The organism is Psychrobacter sp. Pi2-1 (assembly GCF_904846645.1).
Taxonomy (GTDB): domain Bacteria; phylum Pseudomonadota; class Gammaproteobacteria; order Pseudomonadales; family Moraxellaceae; genus Psychrobacter.
In genome coordinates, this window is sequence record NZ_CAJHBO010000014.1 from 65,906 (window position 1) to 89,333 (window position 23,428).

At 42.1% G+C, this 23,428-nt stretch carries 21 protein-coding genes; 4 read left to right on the plus strand and 17 right to left on the minus strand.

Going from position 1 to position 23,428, the window contains the following annotated elements; genetic code table 11:
- Positions 1 to 207 precede the first annotated feature (207 nt).
- Positions 208 to 966 carry a two-component system response regulator OmpR gene (ompR, locus tag JMX91_RS09095; RefSeq protein ID WP_057757943.1) on the plus strand — a complete coding sequence of 253 codons (759 nt, stop codon included), beginning with the start codon at positions 208 to 210 and terminating at the stop codon, positions 964 to 966.
- A 79-nt stretch (positions 967 to 1,045) separates the two neighbouring features.
- Positions 1,046 to 2,296 carry a GTP-binding protein gene (locus JMX91_RS09100; RefSeq protein WP_227679349.1) on the plus strand — a complete coding sequence of 417 codons (1,251 nt, stop codon included), beginning with the start codon at positions 1,046 to 1,048 and terminating at the stop codon, positions 2,294 to 2,296.
- Between the two features lie 252 nt (positions 2,297 to 2,548).
- Here JMX91_RS09100 and JMX91_RS09105 read toward each other — a convergent pair whose 3' ends face one another.
- From JMX91_RS09105 to ubiG, 4 genes are all read right to left on the minus strand, one after another.
- Entirely contained in the window at positions 2,549 to 2,815 is a 267-nt protein-coding gene (locus tag JMX91_RS09105; RefSeq protein WP_201548710.1) for a DksA/TraR family C4-type zinc finger protein, read from the minus strand.
- A gap of 159 nt (positions 2,816 to 2,974) precedes the next feature.
- Positions 2,975 to 3,811, minus strand: coding sequence for a YciK family oxidoreductase (locus tag JMX91_RS09110; RefSeq protein ID WP_227679350.1), 837 nt, complete (start codon positions 3,809 to 3,811; stop codon positions 2,975 to 2,977).
- 75 nt (positions 3,812 to 3,886) lie between these two features.
- Positions 3,887 to 4,597 carry an HAD family hydrolase gene (locus tag JMX91_RS09115; RefSeq protein WP_201548711.1) on the minus strand — a complete coding sequence of 237 codons (711 nt, stop codon included), beginning with the start codon at positions 4,595 to 4,597 and terminating at the stop codon, positions 3,887 to 3,889.
- Positions 4,598 to 4,664: 67 nt separating this feature from the next.
- Positions 4,665 to 5,492 (minus strand): bifunctional 2-polyprenyl-6-hydroxyphenol methylase/3-demethylubiquinol 3-O-methyltransferase UbiG, encoded by an 828-nt coding sequence (gene ubiG / locus JMX91_RS09120; protein ID WP_201548712.1) that lies wholly within the window; start codon positions 5,490 to 5,492, stop codon positions 4,665 to 4,667.
- A 505-nt stretch (positions 5,493 to 5,997) separates the two neighbouring features.
- Between ubiG and JMX91_RS09125 the strand changes: the two genes are divergently transcribed.
- On the plus strand, positions 5,998 to 6,618 hold the full coding sequence (locus JMX91_RS09125; RefSeq protein WP_102091399.1) for a thiol:disulfide interchange protein DsbA/DsbL: 621 nt from the start codon (positions 5,998 to 6,000) through the stop codon (positions 6,616 to 6,618).
- Between the two features lie 199 nt (positions 6,619 to 6,817).
- On the opposite strand, the gene yjgA is transcribed toward JMX91_RS09125, so the two are convergent.
- From yjgA to mazG, 8 genes are all read right to left on the minus strand, one after another.
- The gene (gene yjgA, locus JMX91_RS09130; RefSeq protein ID WP_057757930.1) at positions 6,818 to 7,330 is read right to left on the minus strand and encodes a ribosome biogenesis factor YjgA; all 513 of its coding nucleotides are present in this window, start codon (positions 7,328 to 7,330) and stop codon (positions 6,818 to 6,820) included.
- Between the two features lie 49 nt (positions 7,331 to 7,379).
- A complete protein-coding gene (gene rapZ / locus JMX91_RS09135) occupies positions 7,380 to 8,345 on the minus strand; it encodes an RNase adapter RapZ (protein WP_201548713.1) in 966 nt (321 codons plus the stop codon).
- 51 nt (positions 8,346 to 8,396) lie between these two features.
- Complete coding sequence (gene panC, locus JMX91_RS09140; protein ID WP_201548714.1) at positions 8,397 to 9,299, minus strand: pantoate--beta-alanine ligase; 903 nt, start codon at positions 9,297 to 9,299, stop codon at positions 8,397 to 8,399.
- A gap of 66 nt (positions 9,300 to 9,365) precedes the next feature.
- On the minus strand, positions 9,366 to 10,166 hold the full coding sequence (gene panB, locus JMX91_RS09145; protein ID WP_201548716.1) for a 3-methyl-2-oxobutanoate hydroxymethyltransferase: 801 nt from the start codon (positions 10,164 to 10,166) through the stop codon (positions 9,366 to 9,368).
- A gap of 126 nt (positions 10,167 to 10,292) precedes the next feature.
- Complete coding sequence (gene folK / locus JMX91_RS09150) at positions 10,293 to 10,814, minus strand: 2-amino-4-hydroxy-6-hydroxymethyldihydropteridine diphosphokinase (protein WP_201548718.1); 522 nt, start codon at positions 10,812 to 10,814, stop codon at positions 10,293 to 10,295.
- A 1-nt stretch (position 10,815) separates the two neighbouring features.
- Positions 10,816 to 13,044 carry a polynucleotide adenylyltransferase PcnB gene (gene pcnB, locus JMX91_RS09155; protein WP_201548720.1) on the minus strand — a complete coding sequence of 743 codons (2,229 nt, stop codon included), beginning with the start codon at positions 13,042 to 13,044 and terminating at the stop codon, positions 10,816 to 10,818.
- A 166-nt stretch (positions 13,045 to 13,210) separates the two neighbouring features.
- Positions 13,211 to 13,585: a ComEA family DNA-binding protein gene (locus tag JMX91_RS09160; protein ID WP_201548722.1), complete on the minus strand. Its 375-nt coding sequence runs from the start codon at positions 13,583 to 13,585 to the stop codon at positions 13,211 to 13,213.
- Positions 13,569 to 14,435: a nucleoside triphosphate pyrophosphohydrolase gene (gene mazG, locus JMX91_RS09165; RefSeq protein WP_201548724.1), complete on the minus strand. Its 867-nt coding sequence runs from the start codon at positions 14,433 to 14,435 to the stop codon at positions 13,569 to 13,571. The genes JMX91_RS09160 and mazG overlap by 17 nt, the downstream gene beginning before the upstream one ends.
- A 137-nt stretch (positions 14,436 to 14,572) precedes the next feature.
- Here mazG and JMX91_RS09170 point away from each other — a divergent pair, with 137 nt between their 5' ends.
- Complete coding sequence (locus JMX91_RS09170; protein WP_201548726.1) at positions 14,573 to 16,060, plus strand: phosphomannomutase CpsG; 1,488 nt, start codon at positions 14,573 to 14,575, stop codon at positions 16,058 to 16,060.
- Between the two features lie 102 nt (positions 16,061 to 16,162).
- On the opposite strand, the gene JMX91_RS09175 is transcribed toward JMX91_RS09170, so the two are convergent.
- From JMX91_RS09175 to JMX91_RS09195, 5 genes are all read right to left on the minus strand, one after another.
- Complete coding sequence (locus tag JMX91_RS09175; RefSeq protein WP_201548737.1) at positions 16,163 to 17,521, minus strand: UDP-glucose/GDP-mannose dehydrogenase family protein; 1,359 nt, start codon at positions 17,519 to 17,521, stop codon at positions 16,163 to 16,165.
- A gap of 64 nt (positions 17,522 to 17,585) precedes the next feature.
- Complete coding sequence (pgi, locus tag JMX91_RS09180; RefSeq protein ID WP_201548728.1) at positions 17,586 to 19,265, minus strand: glucose-6-phosphate isomerase; 1,680 nt, start codon at positions 19,263 to 19,265, stop codon at positions 17,586 to 17,588.
- A 3-nt stretch (positions 19,266 to 19,268) separates the two neighbouring features.
- Positions 19,269 to 20,153: a UTP--glucose-1-phosphate uridylyltransferase gene (locus JMX91_RS09185; protein ID WP_201548730.1), complete on the minus strand. Its 885-nt coding sequence runs from the start codon at positions 20,151 to 20,153 to the stop codon at positions 19,269 to 19,271.
- A gap of 71 nt (positions 20,154 to 20,224) precedes the next feature.
- On the minus strand, positions 20,225 to 21,244 hold the full coding sequence (locus JMX91_RS09190; protein WP_201548732.1) for a glycosyltransferase: 1,020 nt from the start codon (positions 21,242 to 21,244) through the stop codon (positions 20,225 to 20,227).
- Positions 21,245 to 21,291: 47 nt separating this feature from the next.
- The gene (locus tag JMX91_RS09195; protein WP_201548733.1) at positions 21,292 to 23,313 is read right to left on the minus strand and encodes a DUF6270 domain-containing protein; all 2,022 of its coding nucleotides are present in this window, start codon (positions 23,311 to 23,313) and stop codon (positions 21,292 to 21,294) included.
- Positions 23,314 to 23,428: the final 115 nt, after the last annotated feature.

The window sequence follows — 23,428 nt, forward strand, 5'->3', positions numbered from 1 at the left end:
GATGCAATTCTCGGTGCAATCTTATACACTAAAGTATCAATAACACAAATATTGATATGTGCTGACATATTGAACAATAGTTTTTAATTTTATGAAGTGCTTATTCGTAACCAATAATTAAATAATGATAATTAGTGGCAGTGTTTTTGCTCATAGCTATTTACTTGTAGTTTCTGATAACAATAATTTTTATAAAAGGATGCCTGTATGACTGATAACAACAGCCCTGACACGTTGACTCAGCGTATTTTAGTCGTCGATGACGATGCTCGTCTGCGCTCTTTGTTGCAACGCTTCCTAGAAGACGACGGTTTTGTCGTTCGTACCGCTCATGATGGCAGTCAGATGGACAAACTCATGCAACGTGAGCTTTTCTCTTTGGTCGTGCTCGATTTGATGCTGCCAGGCGAAGACGGTATCAGTATCTGTAAGCGTCTGCGCGAGGACAATGCAGATATTCCTATCATTATGCTGACTGCCAAAGGCGGTGATGCTGACCGTATCGCCGGTCTAGAAGCGGGTGCAGATGACTATCTGCCCAAGCCTTTTAATCCAAAAGAGCTGTTGGCTCGTATCAAAGCTGTATTACGTCGTCAAAACCGTGAGTTGCCAGGTGCACCAAGTCATCAAATGGAAGTGGTCGAGTTTGGTCCATGGACACTAGATCTATCGACACGTACACTTAAACGCGATGGTAACGTAGTCACTTTGACGACAGGTGAGTTTTCAGTGCTAAAAGCGCTCGTACAGCATCCACGTGAGCCATTGACCCGTGATAAATTGATGAACCTTGCCCGTGGTCGTGAATGGGGTGCGATGGAGCGTTCTATCGACGTCCAAGTATCACGTCTGCGTCGTCTGATTGAAGACAATCCTTCACAAGCGCGTTATATCCAGACCGTCTGGGGCGTTGGCTATGTGTTCGTTCCTGATGAAGCTGAGGTAGAAACCATCAAGAGTGAATAACTTTTGACTGATCTAATTCCTTTTAATATAGGCCGTGTTTGTTTACTCACAAACACGTGCCAATATGATGAGCCTATTTGTGAAAAACCCAATTATTTTTCAAAACATACCCTGCACGTTAGTGACAGGGTTTTTAGGTGCTGGCAAAACCACTGTAATTAATCAGTTACTGGCCACAAAACCTGATGACGAACGCTGGGCCCTCTTAATCAATGAGTTTGGCCGTATCGGTATTGATGGCGCACTCCTTGCAAGATCCCAAGATAACGAGCTTGAGCAAAAAAATATCGCCATTCGTGAGGTCAGTGGTGGCTGTATTTGCTGCACCAGTCAGCTGCCCTTACAAATTGCAATCAGTCGCCTGCTCAGTGAGCATCATCCACAGCGATTGTTAATCGAGCCCACAGGATTGGCACATCCACGTGAGCTGATATTACAACTCAGTGCGCCGCATTGGCAAACTGCCCTAAAAATGAATGCTGTCATAACCGTGCTAAGTGGCGAGCAGTGGCAACAGATTAAGTATCGTGATCATGATGGTTTTCAAGCGCATGTCCGTGATGCCGATGTGCTGATAATCAATCGTTATACCCAATTAGATACTAGCGAAAAACAAACCTTGGTAGAATGGATAACCACGCTAAATTCACAAGTAAAAATCATTTGGGCAGCATCAGAACTAATGGCACCTGAGGCATCTGAGGCAATAGACTCATCAGATGTCCATTCATCAGACACTCATTCCTCAGATAGTCTTGTAGCAGGTACATACTCGACTACGTTAAACGACCAACTAAATCAGCCCAGCTCTATCATTTCGAAACAACGAAAAGTCAGTATCTCTAATCCTACAAAATCTATGATTGGTTTACAGTCTCAAGCCAATTCTTTAGCAACTGTGCCATTATCGAGTTCATCTACCGATGAGACAGAAGCTCAGGCTAGTGCTAATAGTGATCTACCCTATCGCTATCATGAAGAGCAGCAAGATTTTCAATTGGCTGGATGGCGACTACCTGCACACTACATACTAAACGCTGACGATTTACAGGATTGGTTATTAGCACTGCCAAACTGGCAACGTATCAAAGGCGTGGTACATACTTCTGATGGCTGGGTGCAGATCAATTTTAACCCTGGTAGTCTAACCACCAGAACCATCGACCCACAGACGGATAGTCGATTGGAAATTATTTTGCAATTAGGCAATACTGTCGATACAAATGCTGCCGATACAGATATAGAAGAAACTGAGAGTGATGCCAAAGCGTCATCAGTATTGATAGATTGGGAAGAGTGCGATCGCGAACTGATGGCACTGGTTATATAGCAACAGACAAAAAAAGGGCGGACATTGCTATTTTAGCTAGCAATGTCCGCCCTTTCTTTTTTTAACGCAACTAGAGCGTGTCCTCATTTTAAAAATGGTGATAAACATGAGATAAATCGCATTCAAACAAGGAAAATAGCGCAGATAATATCGAGATATTAGTCAGCTATTTGATGCCGTTTGGCAAGATTTAGCCATTTTTAACCCATTTAGATGACTATCGATTGAATTGAGGACAAGCCCTAACTATTCTTAACGCAATTGACTGTCTTTACTACCACGGCGATTAAACAGCTCAGCTGCTTTTGCTTCCTGCTCAAGCTCCGTCTGACAGCTAACACAATGCTTAATACCAGGTACTGCTAGTCGCCTTGCCTCTGGAATAGGCTTACCACATTCGTCACATAACTCAGCACTTACACCTGTCGGTAACGAACGTCGCGCTCGCTCCAATGCATCATTTACAGTTGCATCCATTTGTTCGTGCTCAGCACCATCTCTTGACCAGCCACCTGCCATAATCTTATCCTATTTTTTTATTCATTATAATTAGACAATACAAATGTCTTTAATAACAAATAGATGGGGCTAGTTATGGTTAATTGCAACCTGCGATAGTGTATAAAACCATCAATAAAGAATGACGTAATTATTTTGACTTACCTTAAAACTTTGCTACTAGTCTTTAGGTTGTAACTCAATCACTTGACCGCGTACGCCAATACTTTCGTCACTCATCAGACAGACATAGCCTGCCATGATATCTTCAGGTGTTTTTAAGCTCATAGGGTTTTCACCGGGATACGCATGCGCACGCATGTTAGTGCGAGTACCACCTGGGTTGACACAATTGAAACGTAGATTGGTTGTGTTCTGAGTCTCTTGAGTAAAGATATCACTCATACCTTCTACTGCTTGTTTGGAAAGTGCATAAGCACCCCAAAATGCGCGAGGATGTGTACCTACAGTGCTAGAGGTAAAGACAACAGATCCATGATCAGCATCTTTTAATAACGGCAATAGCGCTTGAGTCAGCATAAAAGTCGCTGTGAAATTGACTTTCATCACTTGGGCAAAAGTATCGACGTCATACATCTCAAGCGGCGTCAGTTGTCCTAATACACCAGCATTATGCAATATGCCATCTAACTGGCCGACTTCTTTATTGATTAGCCCTTCGAGCTGCTGCATTTCAGCGTAAGTCGCCCCTTCTAGATTCATCGGCAACATAGCAGGCTGCTTACCACCAAGACTCTCAATCTCATCGTAGACGTATTCAAGCTTGCTGCTAGTGCGTCCTAACAATAAGACAGTGGCGCCATAACGAGCATAGGTCAATGCCGCAACGCGGCCAATACCATCCCCTGCTCCAGTCACCAAAATAGTCTTACCATCTAGGCAATTACTGGACGGTACAAAGCTACGTATATCATCATGAGTCAAAGGCTGAATAGGACTTTGAACAGTTTTTTTATTGTCTTGTGGAACGACTGGTTGATTATTATTGTCACTCATGGCATTGCTCACTACTTATCATTAAATCGTTGAGGATATGTGCTTATGGTTGTAAATCTGGTGATATATAGCAGTCTATATATACTCAAATTTGCCAGACGATAGCAGCAATTTATTTAGCTGCTCAGGGGTGTCAGTAATATAGTCGGCGCCCCATTTTTTCAAAGACTTTTGATCTTCAGGTGGAATATATCCATAAGCGGCCAAAATCGTTGGCATGCCAGCAGCGTTGCCAGCTTCAATATCACGTACATGGTCACCGACATAGAGTACGCAGCCTGCCGCGCCTCGAGGGATACCCAGTTTTTCTAGCGCCATATACATTGGCTCTGGGTCTGGTTTGGTACGTGATACGTCATCTGGACAGACCAAAACCGCACAGCGTTGATCCAGTTGCATCTCACTTAATAGCTTTTCGGCTAAATAACGTGGCTTGTTGGTAACGATACCCCAAGGCACACCTTTTGCTTCAAGCTCAGTCAGCACCGCTTCAAGCGCCTGAAACACGCAGCTATCGACACAAATATCTACTTCATAATCATCTAAGAACTGCTGACGAAACTCAAGCAACGCTTCCTCGCTGACTTCGAGTTGATCGTTATGTCTTAGCATCAATTGCACCATAGCTGAGGCACCCGCAGAGACTTGCTCACGGATTTCTGCTTCAGGCGGTGCCTGCCAATCATTTTCGAGACTCATTTTGCCAATAATACGAACAAAATCAGCAGCAGTATCGATTAATGTCCCATCAAGGTCAAATAAAACAGCTTTTACAAATTGGGTCATAGTGAATGCTCTTGAGATTGATGACGTGTTTAGTGAAAGTACGGCAAATAAATGGCTGCGTGCAGCATTAAATCAATGGCTTTTGTACGGCTATCATATAATTAACATCGACGTTTTGGGCAAGCCAGTAGCGTTTGGTCAGCGGATTATAATGCAAACCGATAATATCCTGACGAACAAATCCAGAATTAAGTGCCATTTTGTCTAATTCTGCTGGTGTAATAAATTTGGCATAGTCATGGGTACCACGATCAAGCAACCGCAGAACATACTCTGCACCAACGATGGCAAACAGATAAGACTTAGGATTGCGATTAATCGTTGATAGTACACAGACACCGCCAGGAGCCAGTAACTCATAACAAGCCTGCACAATCGAGCTAGGATCTGGCACGTGCTCTAGCATCTCCATGCACGTCACCACATCAAACTGACCAGCCTGCGTTTTTGCCAACTCTTCAACGGGTATATGCTGATAGCGTAGCGTGTTCTCTAACTGGCTTTGCTCCGCATGTAATGCTGCAGCCTTTAAGTTTTCTGTACCTAAATCAATCCCTGTCACATCAGCACCGCGGCGTGCCATAGATTCTGACAATATTCCGCCGCCGCACCCTACGTCGAGTACTTTTTTGCCAGCAAGTCCTTGCTCAGCGGTTTTATTAGCAGCATTTTGATAGCCACGTTTAACGTTTTCTTCTATCCAATTTAGACGTAATGGATTGATCTCGTGTAGCGTTGCAAACGCCCCTGTATTGCTCCACCATTCACTCGCCAAGTTATTAAATTTTTCGACTTCGCTAGGATCCACGTTGATGGTGTTAGATTCTGTATTATTGAAAGTGCTATTGTTATTTTGATCACTCGAAGTTGATGAAGAATTTAAAACTGAGCTCATGGTATGTTCCTTGATTGTCACTATCGTTATTATCGTTTACAGTGCACGATTATGTGCTTAATATTAGCATGAGAGTAGCAGTTTTGTCGTAAGCACATCGTCAGCGATTGTGAATAGGCTTAAATTTTACCCTGTTTTTTGGGCAATATCTTGATATAGAAAAGATACATATCCTCGTGACAATATCGCGTCCTGATACTTTCGACTGTCTTAAATCTTACATAGAAATAAAGCAGGCGTTTAAGAAACAGTAGGTTCAGAAAGTAACAAGCAATATACCTTAAATAATAGCTAACAGCTTTACAACTATCGGTTAAGAATGCGATTCACAAGTACATACATTTTACGTTATCATAGTCGATACTTGGCTGTTGTTCGATTATACTCGACACTGTCTGGTTTAGACGCTTTAAGCGCTATATATTTTAAAGTGTCACATATTTAACAACCATATAGACACCAACCTCCTAACCCATTCTAAGTCTCCACACCTCAAGGATAAAGTATGAAACGTGTCATCACACTGACTGGTCTAGCCATGGCCATTGGACTTGCCTCTATGGGCGCACAAGCTGCAGACTATGTCGCTGGAAAAGATTACCGTGTGCTAGACAACCCAGAGAAAATCAGCGGTGATGCTATCATTGTTCGTGAATTCTTTTGGTATGGTTGCCCACATTGTAATGTGCTTGATCCGCATATGGAAAAATGGGCAAAGACTAAAGACAAAGATGTCGTATTCTTCAAAACACCAGCGGCACTTAACCCTGTTTGGGAAGCCAATGCACGCGGTTTTTATGCGGCTCAGCTTTTAGGGTTCGAAGACAAAACTCATTCTGCATTATTTGATGCTATCCACAAAGATGGTAAAAAACTGTTTGATCAATCATCATTGAGCAAATGGTACGCGTCAAAAGGCGTGAATGAAAAGAAATTTAACAGCCTATATAACTCATTCGCTGTTGGTACAAAAATTGGTCGCTCACAAGAAGGCGCTAAACGTTATCAGCTTTCTGGCGTACCAGCTGTGGTGGTGCAAGGCAAATATGTAGTCACTGGTGAGAGTGCTAAAGTACCTAAAGTCGTCGACTACTTGGTCGACAAAGCCCGTGCTGAAAAGAAATAACTCAAGCAATAAATACTTGAATAATAGACATAACGCACAGTACATCCGTACGTCATGCACAAAAAAGCCAATCATAAATTGATTGGCTTTTTTTCATCTTAACCTTTTAGCTATACGTCTTTTAATCACCCATTTTTTAACTACTAATCTTTCAACTAATAAAATTCTAATTAATAGATTTCTAGCTTGGTTATAAATGTTATTTTTTCAGCTGCGACAAAATAGCCACTTCACGAATATAACTCGCTAAATCTGCTTTAGATTCTGCCAGCAACTCATCGTCTTGCATATGTTTGGCATATTCTATCCACAACAGCAACTGATACATACTGTGGTGCTCAGAAGCTTTATATTGCTTCACAAACTGCTTGAGCGTACCTTCATCATTGATATTTAGACGCTCGTACCAGCTCTCTATTTTTGAGACTTGCTCTTTAGGAAAGAAGGCATCAAATAACGCCTTTATCAGCTCATGGCGATTCTCTTCAATCATCAGCTTACCAACACGTTTGGTCTGACGGTTGCGAGCATTGGCGCTAGTAATATCAGCCAATGCCATTAGCTCTGCCATAAAATAATCACTGGCAGGTAAGGCTTTTAACTGTTTTTTCGATAAGCTAGCAAGCGGTATCGATAACTGCTGCAAGCGCTCATGGGCTTTTTTGAGTTCTGTGCGCGAAACGCGCATGTCCTGTTCTTTCCAGTCAATCATAAAAGCTTTCCAAAATAATAATTAATAAATTAAATAGTGTCTGATATCATTACCAACGACTTTTTTCGCGGTGTTTTGCCAATACCTTCACGCCTTTAGGCATAGCATCAGCAAGGCGGCGTTGTAGATGATCAGTGATAAAAACAGAGCGATGTTTGCCGCCCGTACAGCCTATGGCAACCGTGACCGTATGACGATTATTGTGCAAAAAATCTGGTAGCCAACGGGTCAAAAACTTATCGATATCACCCGTCATTTCTGCTACTTCTGGATAATCTGAGAAGAAAGCCCCTACCTCAGTATCCAGACCTGTCGAGTCACGTAACTCAGGGTTCCAGTGCGGATTCGGTAAAATTCTAACATCGAATACAAAGTCAGCATCGATAGGGCTACCGTATTTAAAACCAAAAGACAGTAGATTGATGAAAATCTGGTTGTCCATACCTATGTGTTCACGCAAGCTGTCTTTCAACTGATGGATATTTAGGCTACTGGTATCAATCCTAATATCAGCGTGACTAGCAATTGGCTCTAATAGCTCAACTTCTTTTTTGATAGCAGCAGGTAAGTTGAAAGTAACATGCTTAGCATTATCACTATCGATATCTTGAGACATCAGCGGATGTACGCGTCGCGTCGCATTGAAACGAGCTATCAGCGTACTCTCTTGTGCAGTCACATATAAAATTTGTACCGCATGAGACCCATAAGTCTCCTTGAGAGAAGCATACGTTACTGCAAAGTTAGATAAATCAGCACGTGGCGTTCGAATATCGACACCCAGCGCAATACGATGAATGCCGCTTTCATTGACCAGTTTATGAGCAGCATTAGGTAACAAAGACAGCGGTAGGTTATCAATAGAGTAATAGCCTAGATCTTCTAAGATATTCAATACTGAGGTTTTACCAGATCCTGAACGCCCTGAGACCACCAATATACTGAGCTTATTCGTAGACGTCTGATCCGCTATCGTTGCTGCTGCATTACTATTTTGATCCTGACTTACACCCATGATCTACTCATCCAAGTCTATTGTATCTAGTCTACTGCTATGTCATAAAAGCTAATTTACCACTACCAACTGATTGTCTAACAAACGCGCTTTTCCTAGCCACGCTGCAACTAAAATAACGATATTTTTGTTTTCTATATTAAAGGTTTTAGAGTCACTTACGACAGAACATAGCTCTTCAGTCTTTATTTCCAGATAATCAATAATAAAACCTGCGTCACTAATACGTGTCCGCATATCTACTAATAGCTTATCAAATGCTTGCTGACTAAGAGCCTTACTTTTCAAGCTCTGTGCTAATTCTTGCAATGCTTGATGTAATACAGGAGCTACTTGACGCTCATTTGCACTTAAGTATTGATTACGCGATGATAGCGCTAAGCCATCATCAGCACGAACAATAGGCGCACCAATGATATTAATAGGATAACTCAAGTCACGTACCAATTGCTTAATGATAGCAAGCTGCTGATAGTCTTTTTGTCCAAATACTGCCACATCTGGTTGTACGATATTGAATAGTTTAGCGACAACAATACCAACACCATCAAAGTGTCCAGGACGTGATTGACCACATAACTGATTGGCAATAGCACCAGCCAATACAGCAGTAGGTGGTGGTAATACTGGATACATTACATCAATACTAGGTGCAAACACATAATCTGCATTCACTGTCGCAAGCTTAGCCACATCTGCATCTAGCGTACGCGGATAGCTGTCAAAATCTTCCCCAACGCCAAACTGAGTAGGGTTAACGAAGATACTGACCACCACTACATCTGCATGCTGTTTGGCAATTTCTACCAGCTCAAGATGACCGTCATGCAGATTACCCATCGTTGGTACTAACGCAATGCGCTGCTGACGGCCTTGTTTGTCACGTTGCTGACCACGATAAGGCTGAAGCGCTTCACGTAGTGACGAGATATCATGATAAATAATTGGAGACATGATTACTTTTCTTCTATTCAAACGTTCTGTTGTTCAATAGCTCAAATAACTTTAATAACGTCAAAATCAGCTAAATTGGTGCTGCTCAGTCGGGAAGCTACCTTTACGTACTGACTGCTGATAGAGCGCAAAAGCACCTTCGATACTGTGTGTACTATTGCGCTCATCTGTTAAAAAATCATGGACAAAACGTGGAACTCGGCCATGCGCCATACCTAGCATGTCATGCATAACCAATACCTGACCATCAGTATCGGCTCCAGCACCAATACCAATGACTGGCACGGCCACAGCTTCAGTAACGACTTTTGCAAGCGCAGCTGGAACACATTCTAACACTAGTAGTGCAGCGCCAGCGGCTACAACTGCTTTAGCATCGGCAAGCAGTTTATCAGCTGCTTCATCGCCGCGACCTTGAATTTTATAACCGCCAAACACGTTCACAGACTGCGGGGTCAAACCAAGATGTACACAAGTTGGTGTGCCTGCTTGCGCCAAGGTCGTTACCAATTCACAAAGCTCACTACCACCTTCGATTTTTATGACATGCGCCCCTGCTTGCATCAGCGTGCGGCTATTAGCAACGGCTTCTGGTAGTGTCACATAACTCATAAACGGTAGATCAGCCAATATCAACGCGTGCTTGTTACTACGGGCAATATTGGCAGTGTGATAAGCCATATCATTGACTGTCACAGGTAGTGTCGAGTCATGGCCTTGTACAACCATGCCCAAGCTATCCCCAATTAAAATCGTATCAATTTCGGCTTTTTCCATCATTCGTGCAAACATCGAGTCATAGCAGGTCAAGCAAGTGAACTTGGTACCGTCTTTTTTAAACTTATTTAGAGTAGATAATGTCGTCATATGACCCTCAATTAATCTGCAATGCCTTTGATTATCAATATTGCTACTATCAGAGCTATGCTTGAAATACGTTAGACAAATCTTTCAAACATTTAACGTCTATCACTTAGCATCAATTACTTATAATCAATCGCTTGATAGTAATGTTAAACCTGTCCAATCGCGACTTTGGGAATAGTCACCTATCGACTTACCTGCGATGGTTAAATTTGGTGCCAACTCTCGCAGTGGTATTAAGACAAAATTACGCTCACTTAAGCCAGCGTGCGGTATTGTCAGTGTTGGATCAGTAATCTGTGTCTCACCGTATAGCAAAATATCAACATCTAGACTACGTTCACCCCAACGGCGCAAACATGCTCGCTTAGCCATACTCTCTAACTGCTGACAAAAAGCAAGCAGCTCGTAAGGGGCAAATGTTGTCTCAAAACCAGCCACTGCATTGACAAAATCTGGCTGGTCTTGTGGACCCATCGGTGCTGAAGCGTAAAAAGAAGAGACACTTACTTCGCGTACCTGCTCATGTGCTCGCATCATTGCAAGCGCCTGCTGCAAATGATCGTTAGGCGACCCTAACTCATTAGCGAGGTTGCTACCTAGGCCTACATAACAGGTAACCCAGTTACTATTATCTGTACTGTTGTCCATATTATGCGCTTTCAGTACTAGGCTGACGGCGGCGGCGCTTCGATGGTACAGGGCCTTTGTTATCAGTTACTTTCATAGCGGGCATCTGATCGCTCGTATCTTGCTTCGCTTTAGCACCCTTTGCAGTAGTTGCTTTCACCGATTTCTTGGCTCTCGCAGGTGCAGCGGTTTTTGTCGCGTCTTTGCTATCTAATGCCTTGCTACCTACTTCCTTTACACCTTTAGTATCGCTTTTATCAGTCGATTCAACTGCAGGCTTAGGCACTTTTTTCGCATACTTCGCTGCTGGCTGTGCTTTGCTATCACCGCCCTTCGCATCGCTATTGCCTTGTACTTCGACACTGCTTGTACTATCTACAGTAGGTTGACGACGGCGACGCTTATGAGGGATCGGCTCGTTATTCATACTGACTAGCGCAGGTGATCTTGCGATCGAGCGAGCTGGTCTAGCCTGACTAGCTGACGCTTGAGCTTCTGGCTTATTAGTATTAGACGGCTGAACGTTATTTGAGCGTTCAGACTTAGCCGCTTGCTTTGATGCATCTTGATTGGTTGATGCTGGCTTTCGTACAGGTGCTTTACTACGTTTCGATGTATTATCAGCTGACAGTTGCTTCTGTAAAGGTGGCACAACGTTCTCGTGCTCGATAACAAATAATGGCTTAGGCTTTGCCTGTTGATTTGCCGACTGTTTGTTATTAGCAAGAGACAACTGCTGTAGCTGAGCAAGCTCGTTATTGTCTTGCTCTACTTGCTGCACGTTGTGTCTGCTACTGTCAGTGCGACCAGCTTTAGCTTGGCTTGCAGCGCGGCGGCGACGGGCTGGAATATTTGACGAATCATTTACCATTGTTTGATTATTTCTACCTTTTTCAGCACGGTCATCGGCTTTGTTTTGCTTTGTACTGTTCTGATTAGGTGTTGCGTTATCAGTAGTCTGTGTTTTTGATTCTTGACGATTACGTCCGCGACCACGTTGCCCTTTTTTATAAGCACCTCGGCGAATATTTTCGTCAAACTCATCAATCGCTTGCTGCTGTTCTTGTTCAGACAAGGTTTGATACGTCTGCCACCAGTCACCCATATCGTTGGTTGACTCTGATAGCGGATGCTCAGCATCGCCACATTGCTCACGCAATAACAAAAAGTCAAAGCCAGCACGGAAACGCGGATGCTCAGATAGCTGAATGATTTGCTTGCTACGCGGAGCTGCAAGTTTTGGCTGCAATATCCAAATATCACGGATAAACTGCTCAGCAAATTTCGGAATAGCGGTTTTGATACGCTGGCGGTCGATGACTTTACCAGCCGCATGCATTTGCGCTTCGGCAAATGGCATATTGCGCTTCTTGGCTTTTGCTAATTGATGCAGATAGTTTTCCCACAGTAAGGCAGCATAGAAGAACGCAGGGTTGATACTCTTGCCCGCTGCAATACGCTTATCGGTATTGATAGCTACCTGATTGACTAAAGCACTTGGCTCAGACGGTGGATAAATAATGAGACTATCAATCGCACCTGATTCAAACAATAATGGCAATAGGGGTACTAGATATCCACCAGTAAACATCTTTTGCGTTTCATCATAGAGACGATGCGGCGATATTTGCTCAAGCAGCGCCCAGTTCCCGTCATTGAATTGCGCGGACAACGCTTCATCAAACTCAAAACCTAACTTGGCTTTGAAACGTAAGGCACGGAGCAAGCGCACAGGATCTTCTTCGATACGTACTGGCGCATTGCCCAATAGGCGAATGATTCTGTTATCAATATCATCAAGCGCGCCGCAGAAATCATGAACGATGCCTTTGAGCGGTTGATAATAAAGCGCATTAATAGAGAAATCGCGACGGGAGAAATCTTGTTGGATATCGCCCCAAACATTGTCGCGCAAAATCATACCATCTTGATTGGTATTGGCATCACTGGTTGGTGGCCCACGGAAAGTAGCAACTTCGATCAGCTCACGACCTGAATATACATGCGCTAACTGGAAGCGGCGACCGATAATGCGGCAGCGCTTGCCAAAGACATCTTTAATCTCATGTGGCTTGGCATCGGTGACAGCGTCAAAGTCTTTCGGGCGCAGACCTAATAAAGTATCGCGCACCCCACCACCGACGATATACGCATCAAACCCAGCACGGGTCAATGTGGCAATCACTTCAGTAATGGAATTGGGTAATTCAGATTTGTTCAGTTCTAACTGCTTGGCGGCACGCTCGGCCATGCATCTACTCCTCGCCGGTATTCTTTAACTACCCCTGAATAACACAGCGTTTATCAGGCGGATGTACCCGCTAGTTTAACAAATTTTGGACCTACTGGGGGTGTTATGACATTTACTTACATGCTATTTTGTCAATATTAGGGTTAATTAATGCAAAACACCGTCATTAATCGCGCACGCTTAAACGTCTTTGGTTTTTCTCGACTGTTTTTGCACCGATACCTTTCACTTTGGCTAACTCATCCACTGTCTTAAAACCGCCAAACATGTCACGATATAAAATTATCGCCTGCGCTTTACTGCTGCCGATACCATCTAACGAAACTAGCTCGCCTTCATTGGCTCGATTGATATTAATGACTTTCTGTTCACGCGCTTGTGTAATAGCTTTTTCTTTTGCGATTAAATACTCATAGGCACGTTTAGGGTCGTCAAAACAAGGATCTGCATTGGCGTTATTGAGTGCGACCACAGACAATAGGAGACTAAAAACTGTGGTCGTCAGTAAGCTGACAAGTGAAAATTTACGATGAGCGTTCATGCTGTTTCGCCGCTTCCCACAGTGCATCCATTTCTGTTATATCGCTGTCCTCTAACTGCTTGCCAGCAGCAGCCAATTGCGTTTCAATGTAACCAAAGCGAGATTTAAACTTGTGCACGCAGGTTAAGGTAGCCGCCTCTGCATCCAAATTTAATTTGCGTGCGACATTGACCAGTGCAAAAATACAGTCGCCTAATTCTTTTTCAACCTCTCTGATGTTAGCTTTGACCTCAGCTGTAGACTTATCTGTTAGCTCATGTTTTAGCTCAGCAATCTCTTCGTCTAACTTATCTACGGCACCTGCAATACCTTCCCAATCAAAACCCAACTTTGACGCTTGCTTTTGTACATCTTGCGCCTGCATCAATGCGCTACCCGCTTTGACTTGATCTAAGCGACGCTTTGATTTACCACGTGCTTCGCGTGCCTGCTGCTCCTCAAGCTTGATTTCGTCCCAGCGTACTTTTACTGCCGCATCGTCTTTGAGCGTTTCAGCTTCAAACACATGCGGATGACGGCGAACCAGCTTCTCTTGCAAAGTACTGATAACATCACTCATATCAAAGCGCCCTTGCTCCGCATATATCTGACAATGAAACACCACTTGCAGCAGCACATCGCCAAGCTCACCTTTGATGTCTTCATCATCGTCGCTTTGTACCGCTTCGCCTAGCTCGTAAGCCTCTTCAATGGCATACGGAATAAGGCTATGGTTGGTTTGCTTTTTGTCCCACGGACAGTCTGTCCTTAGTCGTGCCATCAACGCTAACAAATCATCAAGCTGGCCAGTGGCTTCTGGTGCTCCTTGTACTGGTACAGGCACGGTAACTTTATTGTCTGAAATACTCATAAGGGCGGCTCTTATCGTTTATGTGTTGTTTGCTGATTCGTCTAATAGTTAGTGTATCATTGAACACAGCTTGGCTTATAATTGTGCTACTGACGACTTCATTTTACCACTGCTCATGCGCGAGGAACTTTATCATTATGTCCACTTCTGCGACCACCAACTATCAACCAGCCGCGAAATTCGACCCTATTACTATCAGTTCATTTAAAGCCTATGACATTCGCGGTGAGCTTGGGGTCAATCTCGATGAAAATATTGCCTACCGTATCGGGCGCGCGTTCGCACAGATTTTATATCAGCGTTATCAGGCAACGGCTCAAACCCAAGTCGATGATATGGCAACTTTAAAACCTGCTATCGTTATTGGTAGTGATATTCGCCACTCTAGTGAGCAGTTAAAGCAAGCAGCTATCACAGGTATGATGGATGCAGGCGTTGATGTGATTGACTTGGGTATGAGTGGTACTGAAGAAGTATATTTTGCCACCAGTCACTATCAGGCGTTAGGTGGTATTGAGGTAACTGCTAGTCACAACCCTATCAATTATAATGGCCTAAAACTGGTTAAAGAACATTCAAAACCAATCAGCGCTGATGATGGTTTGGCAGAGATTCAAGCACTGGCAGAATCTGGGCAGTTCACTACGGATAATCAATCAGGCAAATTGCAGTTATTGACGGATAAAAGCGCGTATATCGATCATGTCATGACTTTTATCGATACTGATAAACTAAAACCACTCAAACTGGTCGTTAACTCAGGCAATGGTAGCGCAGGTCCTGTGGTCGATTTATTAATCGATAAATTAGCACAAGCAGATGCACCGATTGAAGTGATTAAATTGCATCATACACCAGATGGTAGCTTCCCTAATGGCATCCCCAATCCAATGATTGAAGCCAATAGAGTGGCTACCCAGCAAGCCGTTTTGGAAAATAACGCGGATCTTGGCATTGCCTTTGATGGTGACTTTGATCGCTGCTTCTTATTTGATGAACGTGGTGAGTTTATCGATGGTAGCTACATCGTCGGTATGCTCGCTCAAGCATTTTTAAATAAATACCCAAGCGAGTCAATCGTCTATGATCCACGAGTAATTTATAACACCGAAGCAGTGATAGAGGAACATAACGGTAAGGCTGTCATTAGTAAATCTGGACACTCATTTATTAAGCAAGTCATGCGGGACTCAGGTGCTGTGTACGGTGGTGAAATGTCTGCCCATCACTATTTCCGCGACTTCTTCTATTGCGATAGTGGTATGGTTCCATGGTTATTGACCATTGAACTGTTGTCTATCACTGGTAAAACACTATCCGAATTGGTCACAGGCTATATTGCTGCCTATCCTAGCTCAGGCGAATTAAACTTTCGTCTCACAACTCATGATGCACCAACAATTATTAGCGCGATTGAAGCCAAATTCAGCAACGAGCAACCAATTAAATCAACACTCGATGGTTTAAGTCTGAATTTCGGTGACTGGCGCTTCAATCTACGTGCCTCGAATACCGAGCCACTTATCAGATTGAATATCGAAAGTCGCGGCGACCAACCGTTACTGGCTGCTAAAATTCAAGAGATAGAGCAGTGGCTAGCAACGCAAGGTGCCGTACCAGCATAAAGTTATTAATCCAGTAGAAACAATTCTGATTGTCAGTCTAAAAAGGCTCGCTAATGAGTGTTAGCGAGCCTTTTTTCTATACACAGAAAACCTTAAACCAAACTATTTAGTTCGACCAATACCCATATAGTCACCTACTAAGCTATTAATTTGTGAGCGTGTCAGGGCATTTTGCGCATCAAATACTGGCATGGCTTGCTGATTGATTTTGGCGATATCTAATTGATCTCGTGGTGACCAACTAATGATGAAAATAGCATTGGTATCGCAAAGCTGATGATAAGGACTAGCAATCAGCTCAAGCAATGACTGTTGTTGATAAAGCTCAGCAAGCTCGTGCTGTGCCTTATCACTATAAACCAGTGTGCGAATATTATAAGACCACAGTAATGCTAATAACGGATGGATAGCTGAGCTAGCAGTACGTCCTGAACCTGATTTATAACTACCGCCCCAAATCATGACTGTTTTATTATCAATAAAACCATCAAAATATTGCCAAAATTTACGGAATATCAGCTCTTTTTGGTCTTCATTGATATGTACAATAGATTGTAATAAAGGCATATCCAAACTGTGTGTGCGGCTTGATTGTTGCAATTTAGCCAGCTCGGTAGGCAAAGTATTACCACCGAATCCCCACCCTGCTTTTAGATAACTGCTGCCTACCCGCTCATCCAATCCCATGATACGACTGACTTGACTGATATCAACATTTTGACTATCAGCCAAACGTGACATTTCATTCATAAAGCTCACTCTGGTTGCTAGCATTGCCATGATACTACTGCGAGCGAACTCTATCGTTGCGATATCCGCATGGTGAGTCGCGCGTGCATGCTGCATTAAAGGCTTCAACACATTCAAGTGCTGGCTGCTACTCACTGTCTTTTCACCCAGTAGCCATAATGAAGGGTTCAACATCGAGCTATACGCATCGCCGTCCTGTAAGAATACAAATGGCACGTAATACACCCAAGCACGCTGTAAACGCTGAGCCAAACCGGCTACATGGCCTAATTGCTCAATGCCGCTCATAATCACAGGTAGCGCCTGCTGATGACTTTGATTAAATGCGGTAATCCAACTGTCTTCTGTCCATGCTAGCTTGACACTGTCTAAAAACAACCAATAAAGCGTCACCGTACTTTGAACATCAGTTTTGTCATGGCCTACTGCTTCATAACCTTTTATTAGCATATCGGCACTAGCTGGTAGGGCTTTACTAATAATAACCTGCTGCTGCTCATACATTTGCCATAGCGCTTGCAGATGATGCTCAAAACTATACTGTTGTATCTGCTGCGTCAGTAGCGCCTTGTCTGCATAAAGATGCACACACTGACCAAGACTTGCCAGCACCACTGCACTGGTAATCGCCTCTATACTGTGACCAATAAGCACACAAACTGTAGAGTCAGTTAATTGGTTTGGTTCAGATTCATTATTGTATTTATTCATATGGCTACCATCTAAAGCCGTCTCCATGAGCGTGCTTTCCTATATTATTGACGTATCAATACTACTAAGACAGCTGCTTAATACGCTGTAATAATTGGTCAGTAGACGTATCGAATAGACCTTGAGCATCTTTTTGCATGTGCTGCATAGCATGGTGTACGGAGTCTGCCATTTGCTTGCCCATCTCGACGCCCCATTGATCAAACGGATTGATATCCCAAATGCTGGCCATGACATAGACCTTATGCTCGTAAAGCGCTATCAATGCGCCTAAGCTATGCGGCGTCAGCTCATCAATCAGTAATGTGGTTGACGGTTGATTCCCATGGTAGTACTTATATTTATCCGCATAAGATACTGTCTTTGGATCGGCCAGATCTGTTACAGCCGCATTGCCAAATGCCAATACTCGACTTTGCGCCAGACAATTCGCTAAAGACAATTCGTGCTGTTGTTGCAATGATGAGTTTCGCGCCTCATCACCGTAGCGACGTACGCAAGCGATAAAGTCACAGGAGACCTGCTGCGTGCCTTGATGCAGCAGCTGATAGAATGCATGCTGTGCATTTGAGCCAATTTCACCCCATAGAATTGGACACGTATCATAGTCAATATGATCCCCGTTCCGAGTAACAGACTTACCATTACTCTCCATCTCTAGCTGAGTAAGATAACTCGGCAAATAGCCTAGCCTGCCATCATAAGGTAATACAGTGTGCGCATTTACTTGTAAAAAAGTACTATTCCAAACTGCCAGCAAGCCTAGCAGTACGGGTAAATTGTCGGCAAAGTCAGCTTGTGCAAAATGCTCATCCATACTATGAGCGCCACTTAATAATGCCTTAAAGCCATTCATACCGATACGAATAGCAATGGCAAGGCCAATCGCCGACCATAAAGAAAAGCGACCGCCGACCCACTCCCAAAGTTGCAACTGATGCTCAGGATGAATTCCCCAAGCCCTCATTTTTTCACTATTGGCTGAGATGCCGATAAAGTGTCGACGCAATACACTATCTTCTGTGCCTGCACGGAGTTTTGCCGTCGCAAGTAGCCAAGATAATGCTGTCTTAGCATTCGATAAAGTGTCAACCGTACCAAAGGATTTGGAAGAAATAATAAATAGTGTGGTCTCAGGGTTTAAATGCTTGAGTAGATTGTCAAGCTGCGTACCGTCCATATTGGAGACAAAATGCACCTCAATACTGGTATCTGCCCATTCATCAAGCGCTGTAGTCGCCATGAGTGGGCCAAGATCAGAACCACCAACCCCGATATTGACAACATCTGTAATTGCCTTGCCCGAAAACCCGCGCCATGTACCATTGCGCACGCGCTCAGATAGGCGCGCTACTTGTGCCAAACTATGATGTACATCAGCGACAATATTTTGTCCATCGACTTGTAATGTCGCTGTCGCTGGCAAACGTAGCGCTGTATGCAACGCAGCACGCTGCTCGCTGGTATTTACCATCGCCCCTTGCAGTAATGAATCAATACGAGTATCCAGCTCACAACTATCGGCCAAACTTAGCAAGTTAGACAATACTGTCTGATCGATACGCTGCTTACTAAAATCCATATACAGCGCACCAGCCTGCGCGCTAAAATGCTTGGCACGCTTATCATCTTGCGAGAATAACTGTGCAAGCGACCACGGATGTTTTGCAAGCGTCTGTAGTTGCTGCCAGTATTTAGAATGTCGAGCACTGCTATATGCCTTGTCGCCCTTTATCTCGTTCATCAGCTACTCATCATCTGCTAATTGCTGCTCGGCGAAGTAGATGAACGCCTGCATATACGAGCGCATATCGCCTGCATCGTAGCTATCACCACGCATGGTCGTGACATGGACACCATATTCACTAATGAGCGCATCAATCGCATCTGTCAGCTGAATCTCACCACCGACAGATGCTTTAGTATTGGCTAAGTAATCAAAGATATGGTTGCTAAATACATAGCGCCCTACGACGGCCAGATTTGAGGGGGCATCATCTAGATTAGGTTTTTCTACAAAACCAGCCACTTTAAAGCTAGCATTAGTATTTACTTCTTCATCAATGTCATTAGTATTGCTGAGCTTTTCATCTAGTTGAGCGATACCATACTTATGTACGTCTTCATCCGCTACTTGATCAACCAATATCTGTGAATGACTATCTGTAGCAAACGCATCTAACATAAAGGCCAAATTATCAGCTGACATATCAGTGGTAAATGGATCAAGCACGACATCAGGTAACAATACGGCAAAGTCATGCTCACCGATGATTGGTCGCGCTGCCAGTACCGCATGTCCCAAACCTAACGCTTTACCTTGACGTATCATCGATACCGTCACATCTTCTGGCAACCAATTTAAGCTATCAGCCAGCTCGTCTTTACCTTTATGACGTAATTGATTATCCAATTCCGCATTGATATCAAAGTAGTTTTCTATCGCGCTCTTTTGCGCATGACCGACTAAGACAATATGCTTAATACCCGCAGCGATAGCCTCTTCAACCACGTAGTGAATAGCAGGACGATTGCCAAGCGGCAATAACTCTTTTGGTACAGACTTCGACAATGGCAACATACGAGTACCAAAGCCTGCGACAGGAATAACGGCGTGAGTGATTTTTTTCATAGTATGTTAGCTATATTAAAAAGATGAAAGGAATATAGATAAGCGTTAGAAACAATAACGTATTAAAATTACTATAGCTCAATAAACTCAACGATGTTCTTAATCCATTTATTGTAATTATAATTTTGCAATACATGGTTGCTAGCATAGCGCATCATTTCTATCTGCTGTGTAGTATAACCTCTAGATAATTGTGCAAATAATTCACCTGCTTGCTCTTTACTATCAATGACTTCACACATACCTTCAAAGCGAGTACTGATCGACAAACTAGGATTGGTCACTGCTAAACGACCGCATGCCATAATCTCAATCAAACGACGGGAAAACATACTTGGAGAGTCAGTCACAGTATTAACATTGAGACAGTGTGAATACTGCTTGAATAGTTCACCTGTTTTATCATAAGGTACAGCAGATTTTAAAGTCATATTAGGTAAGTTAGGATAACGATAAACGTCAGACTTACGATCAGAATTGCGATCAACAATAGTCAGCCCATAGGGAGAAGCTGCAGTAAACGCCATATCCTGCCACTGTTGCCGTGCATTATGTATGTGGTGACTATAGCTACCAACAAACAAACTTTGGTTATAGCGTGGTGGTAATGCAATAGGATAGTGAAATTTAGGCTGGACTGCAAAAGGCAGAACCCCTACTTTTACGCTCTTACCTAATATAGAACGATATCGCTCGACACAGTTTTCATCCACAGTCAGAATGTACTTAAACAAACTGGCGGAGTCGATAAAGCGATTGAAATGCGCGCCGTCTTCTTTATTCCAAAAGACGGCAGGGATATTATATGTATCCGCCAGCTCTAACAGCTTGCGTAGCTCAACGTTATTACGTTCAGGGTAACCAGGATAATTGGCAATCTTATAGCGCCATTTGTCTTTGTGACCGCGCCATGCAGATTCGACGAGTATGAAGTCGGGCTTATTACGTTTCCTCAGTTGGTAGAATAGATAGTTTTCTTTGATTCTAATTTCATTTGCAACTTCTAACGATCTAGATGAAAGCTCATCGCTAATCAATACCAACTCAACTATATTTGTTGAAGTTTTTGATTTATTCCTGAAGAAAACCAAAATAAGACCCTCTGATAAAATCTATAATAAGCCGAACATTCATAGTTTTAATTACAAACTCCTTTAGATATAATCCTTTGTTTCCCAAATATATTCCTAATGTATATTCTAACTTTTAACTCTTCAGCAGGATAACCTTCAACTTTAAATACTAATTTCGTGCGTTTAGTATCCCAAGCAGACTTTATTGCCTTACCTTCATGAACTACATAATACACTAGATTATAAACTGAAAAATACTTATCAATATTAAAATTAATCTGCACCTCAGAAGTTTCTTTATCATACTCCACTGATAACATTTTTAGCCATTGCTCATCTTTAAGCTCCAATAAATTACAATTATTTAAGGCTGCCTTATCTGATAAGGGCACTTCTTGAGCTTCTTTTTCACCTATAGCATCGAATTTCTCTTGTAACAGTAAGGTGAGAAAATACTTTATATTCTCCCTATGAGGAACAGCATGCCCCTTGCCCCAAGATCCGAATATAATTTTAATATTATCTTCAAAAAATAGATAGTTATGACCACAGGTATAGCTTTGACTTAAACTACACTTCTGTACAAACTTAGAAACGTGTTTGAATATATGTTTATGATCGTTCTCATTCATTAATATTATAATTTTAGAGTTAATATTACACTCTATCTCTTCGTTAATTCCATTAACTAGCGCCAATTCTCTTAAGTCTCTTTTAAGTTTATAATTTTCTGGACTTAAGTTTGGGAAACAGCAATCGAGATATTTTTTAAATGCATTTAAATTATACTCGCTCAATATTATTTGTGGGTTCCATATCAGAGCAGATGCTTTGTTATCATTTTTCATGTGATTTAAGAGATTTAAGATTGCATAGCCTGCACCAGATCCCCCACACAAAACTATCTCACAATTATACTCTGAATATAGGTTAACTATATTGTCTAAAATACGAGCAATTGCGCTTGTTATATCCGGAAACAAGTGATTGCCGTTATACCAAGCGAGTGAGAGCTCTTTTGAAAGATATAAACTTGGATCGGAAAAAGCAATAAATGGTAAGTCTGGGCTTAATTCTGTACTTAAGTCCATCTTTGAGAAAAATGGATTACTCTTTTCAGATCTATTAGTAATTGCTCCATTTAATGAAACTAAAATCTTTTTATATTTTCTTATATTATTTTTACTGAACCCTCTAAATAATATATCTAAGGGAGCTTTAATACTATTATAGTTGATAGAGTAAGCAGCTGTCTCATTCTTAGGTATCAAACCAAACAACTCTTCTTCACTTATATCGAAATAGGTTTTCTTATTCCACCTTTTAAAACCTTCTCTTTTTAATAAAGAAAAAGAATACTCATCAATTTTCTTCAAAAAGAATTTATACAATTTATCAGAATAATGAAATGGACTCTTACCCCATTTATGATTAGCATTCGCTAAAATCAACTCTTCAGGATAATAAATAAACTGATTCGGTTTAAGTTTTGTGGCCAAATAATCATATTGTCTTGTTAACAAATCATTAAAGGACTTAATATATTCTTGCGAATCATGATGAATGCTAGGATAATTTTTAATCTCAGCACCATCCTCATAAATATTTGCCCAAAACACTGCATTAACAATAACTTTATCTAATAAATCTTTTTCTTTAACAAAGTCTAGGAACTTATCAACACCTAATTTCCATACACTGAAAAACTCATCATTTTTAGCTGTTACTAAACTTGATTCAGGATTGCAAGCCTTTGATTTTCTCAGCTCGAAAGAGTTAGTTACAAAAATACCTTCTTCAATTTCAATCAGTCCAAATCTATCGTCAATAAAATCTAAAATTATAAAATCAGGATCAGCCTGTGATATATCATCAAATAGACTATTTAGTAACTCTCTCTTTAAAATTCTTTTTTGAAACTGACTTTTTAATAATGATAGATCATAGTTATTATGGACCTTAGGGTATATTAAGCGAGCTAGAGAATACCTTGCTGTATATCCCACAGGATTTAGTTCTCTTTTATCAATTGAGCTAAATCCGTCTCGAGACACACAAGATCCATAGATATAAAAACTTCTTTCCATAACTTGATTCTCTTTCGATTATTTTTGGATTAAATTTAAAAGCATAACAAGGCAATTAACATTGTAGCTAAAATATAGTAAAATTATCTTAGGAATAATATAGCCTATTTAAAAC

Excerpts from the sequence above, each read along its gene's own strand:
- JMX91_RS09160 (WP_201548722.1), bottom strand. The coding sequence starts at position 13,585 with ATGAACGCTCATCGTAAATTTTCACTTGTCAGCTTACTGACGACCACA.
- panC (WP_201548714.1), bottom strand. The coding sequence starts at position 9,299 with ATGTCTCCAATTATTTATCATGATATCTCGTCACTACGTGAAGCGCTT.
- ompR (WP_057757943.1), top strand. The coding sequence starts at position 208 with ATGACTGATAACAACAGCCCTGACACGTTGACTCAGCGTATTTTAGTC.
- ubiG (WP_201548712.1), bottom strand. The coding sequence starts at position 5,492 with ATGAGCTCAGTTTTAAATTCTTCATCAACTTCGAGTGATCAAAATAAC.
- JMX91_RS09110 (WP_227679350.1), bottom strand. The coding sequence starts at position 3,811 with ATGAGTGACAATAATAATCAACCAGTCGTTCCACAAGACAATAAAAAA.
- mazG (WP_201548724.1), bottom strand. The coding sequence starts at position 14,435 with ATGAGTATTTCAGACAATAAAGTTACCGTGCCTGTACCAGTACAAGGA.
- JMX91_RS09195 (WP_201548733.1), bottom strand. The coding sequence starts at position 23,313 with ATGGAAAGAAGTTTTTATATCTATGGATCTTGTGTGTCTCGAGACGGA.
- pgi (WP_201548728.1), bottom strand. The coding sequence starts at position 19,265 with ATGAACGAGATAAAGGGCGACAAGGCATATAGCAGTGCTCGACATTCT.
- JMX91_RS09185 (WP_201548730.1), bottom strand. The coding sequence starts at position 20,153 with ATGAAAAAAATCACTCACGCCGTTATTCCTGTCGCAGGCTTTGGTACT.
- folK (WP_201548718.1), bottom strand. The coding sequence starts at position 10,814 with ATGGACAACAGTACAGATAATAGTAACTGGGTTACCTGTTATGTAGGC.
- panB (WP_201548716.1), bottom strand. The coding sequence starts at position 10,166 with ATGACGACATTATCTACTCTAAATAAGTTTAAAAAAGACGGTACCAAG.
- pcnB (WP_201548720.1), bottom strand. The coding sequence starts at position 13,044 with ATGGCCGAGCGTGCCGCCAAGCAGTTAGAACTGAACAAATCTGAATTA.
- yjgA (WP_057757930.1), bottom strand. The coding sequence starts at position 7,330 with ATGATTGACTGGAAAGAACAGGACATGCGCGTTTCGCGCACAGAACTC.
- JMX91_RS09105 (WP_201548710.1), bottom strand. The coding sequence starts at position 2,815 with ATGGCAGGTGGCTGGTCAAGAGATGGTGCTGAGCACGAACAAATGGAT.
- JMX91_RS09125 (WP_102091399.1), top strand. The coding sequence starts at position 5,998 with ATGAAACGTGTCATCACACTGACTGGTCTAGCCATGGCCATTGGACTT.
- JMX91_RS09170 (WP_201548726.1), top strand. The coding sequence starts at position 14,573 with ATGTCCACTTCTGCGACCACCAACTATCAACCAGCCGCGAAATTCGAC.
- JMX91_RS09175 (WP_201548737.1), bottom strand. The coding sequence starts at position 17,521 with ATGAATAAATACAATAATGAATCTGAACCAAACCAATTAACTGACTCT.
- JMX91_RS09115 (WP_201548711.1), bottom strand. The coding sequence starts at position 4,597 with ATGACCCAATTTGTAAAAGCTGTTTTATTTGACCTTGATGGGACATTA.
- rapZ (WP_201548713.1), bottom strand. The coding sequence starts at position 8,345 with ATGGGTGTAAGTCAGGATCAAAATAGTAATGCAGCAGCAACGATAGCG.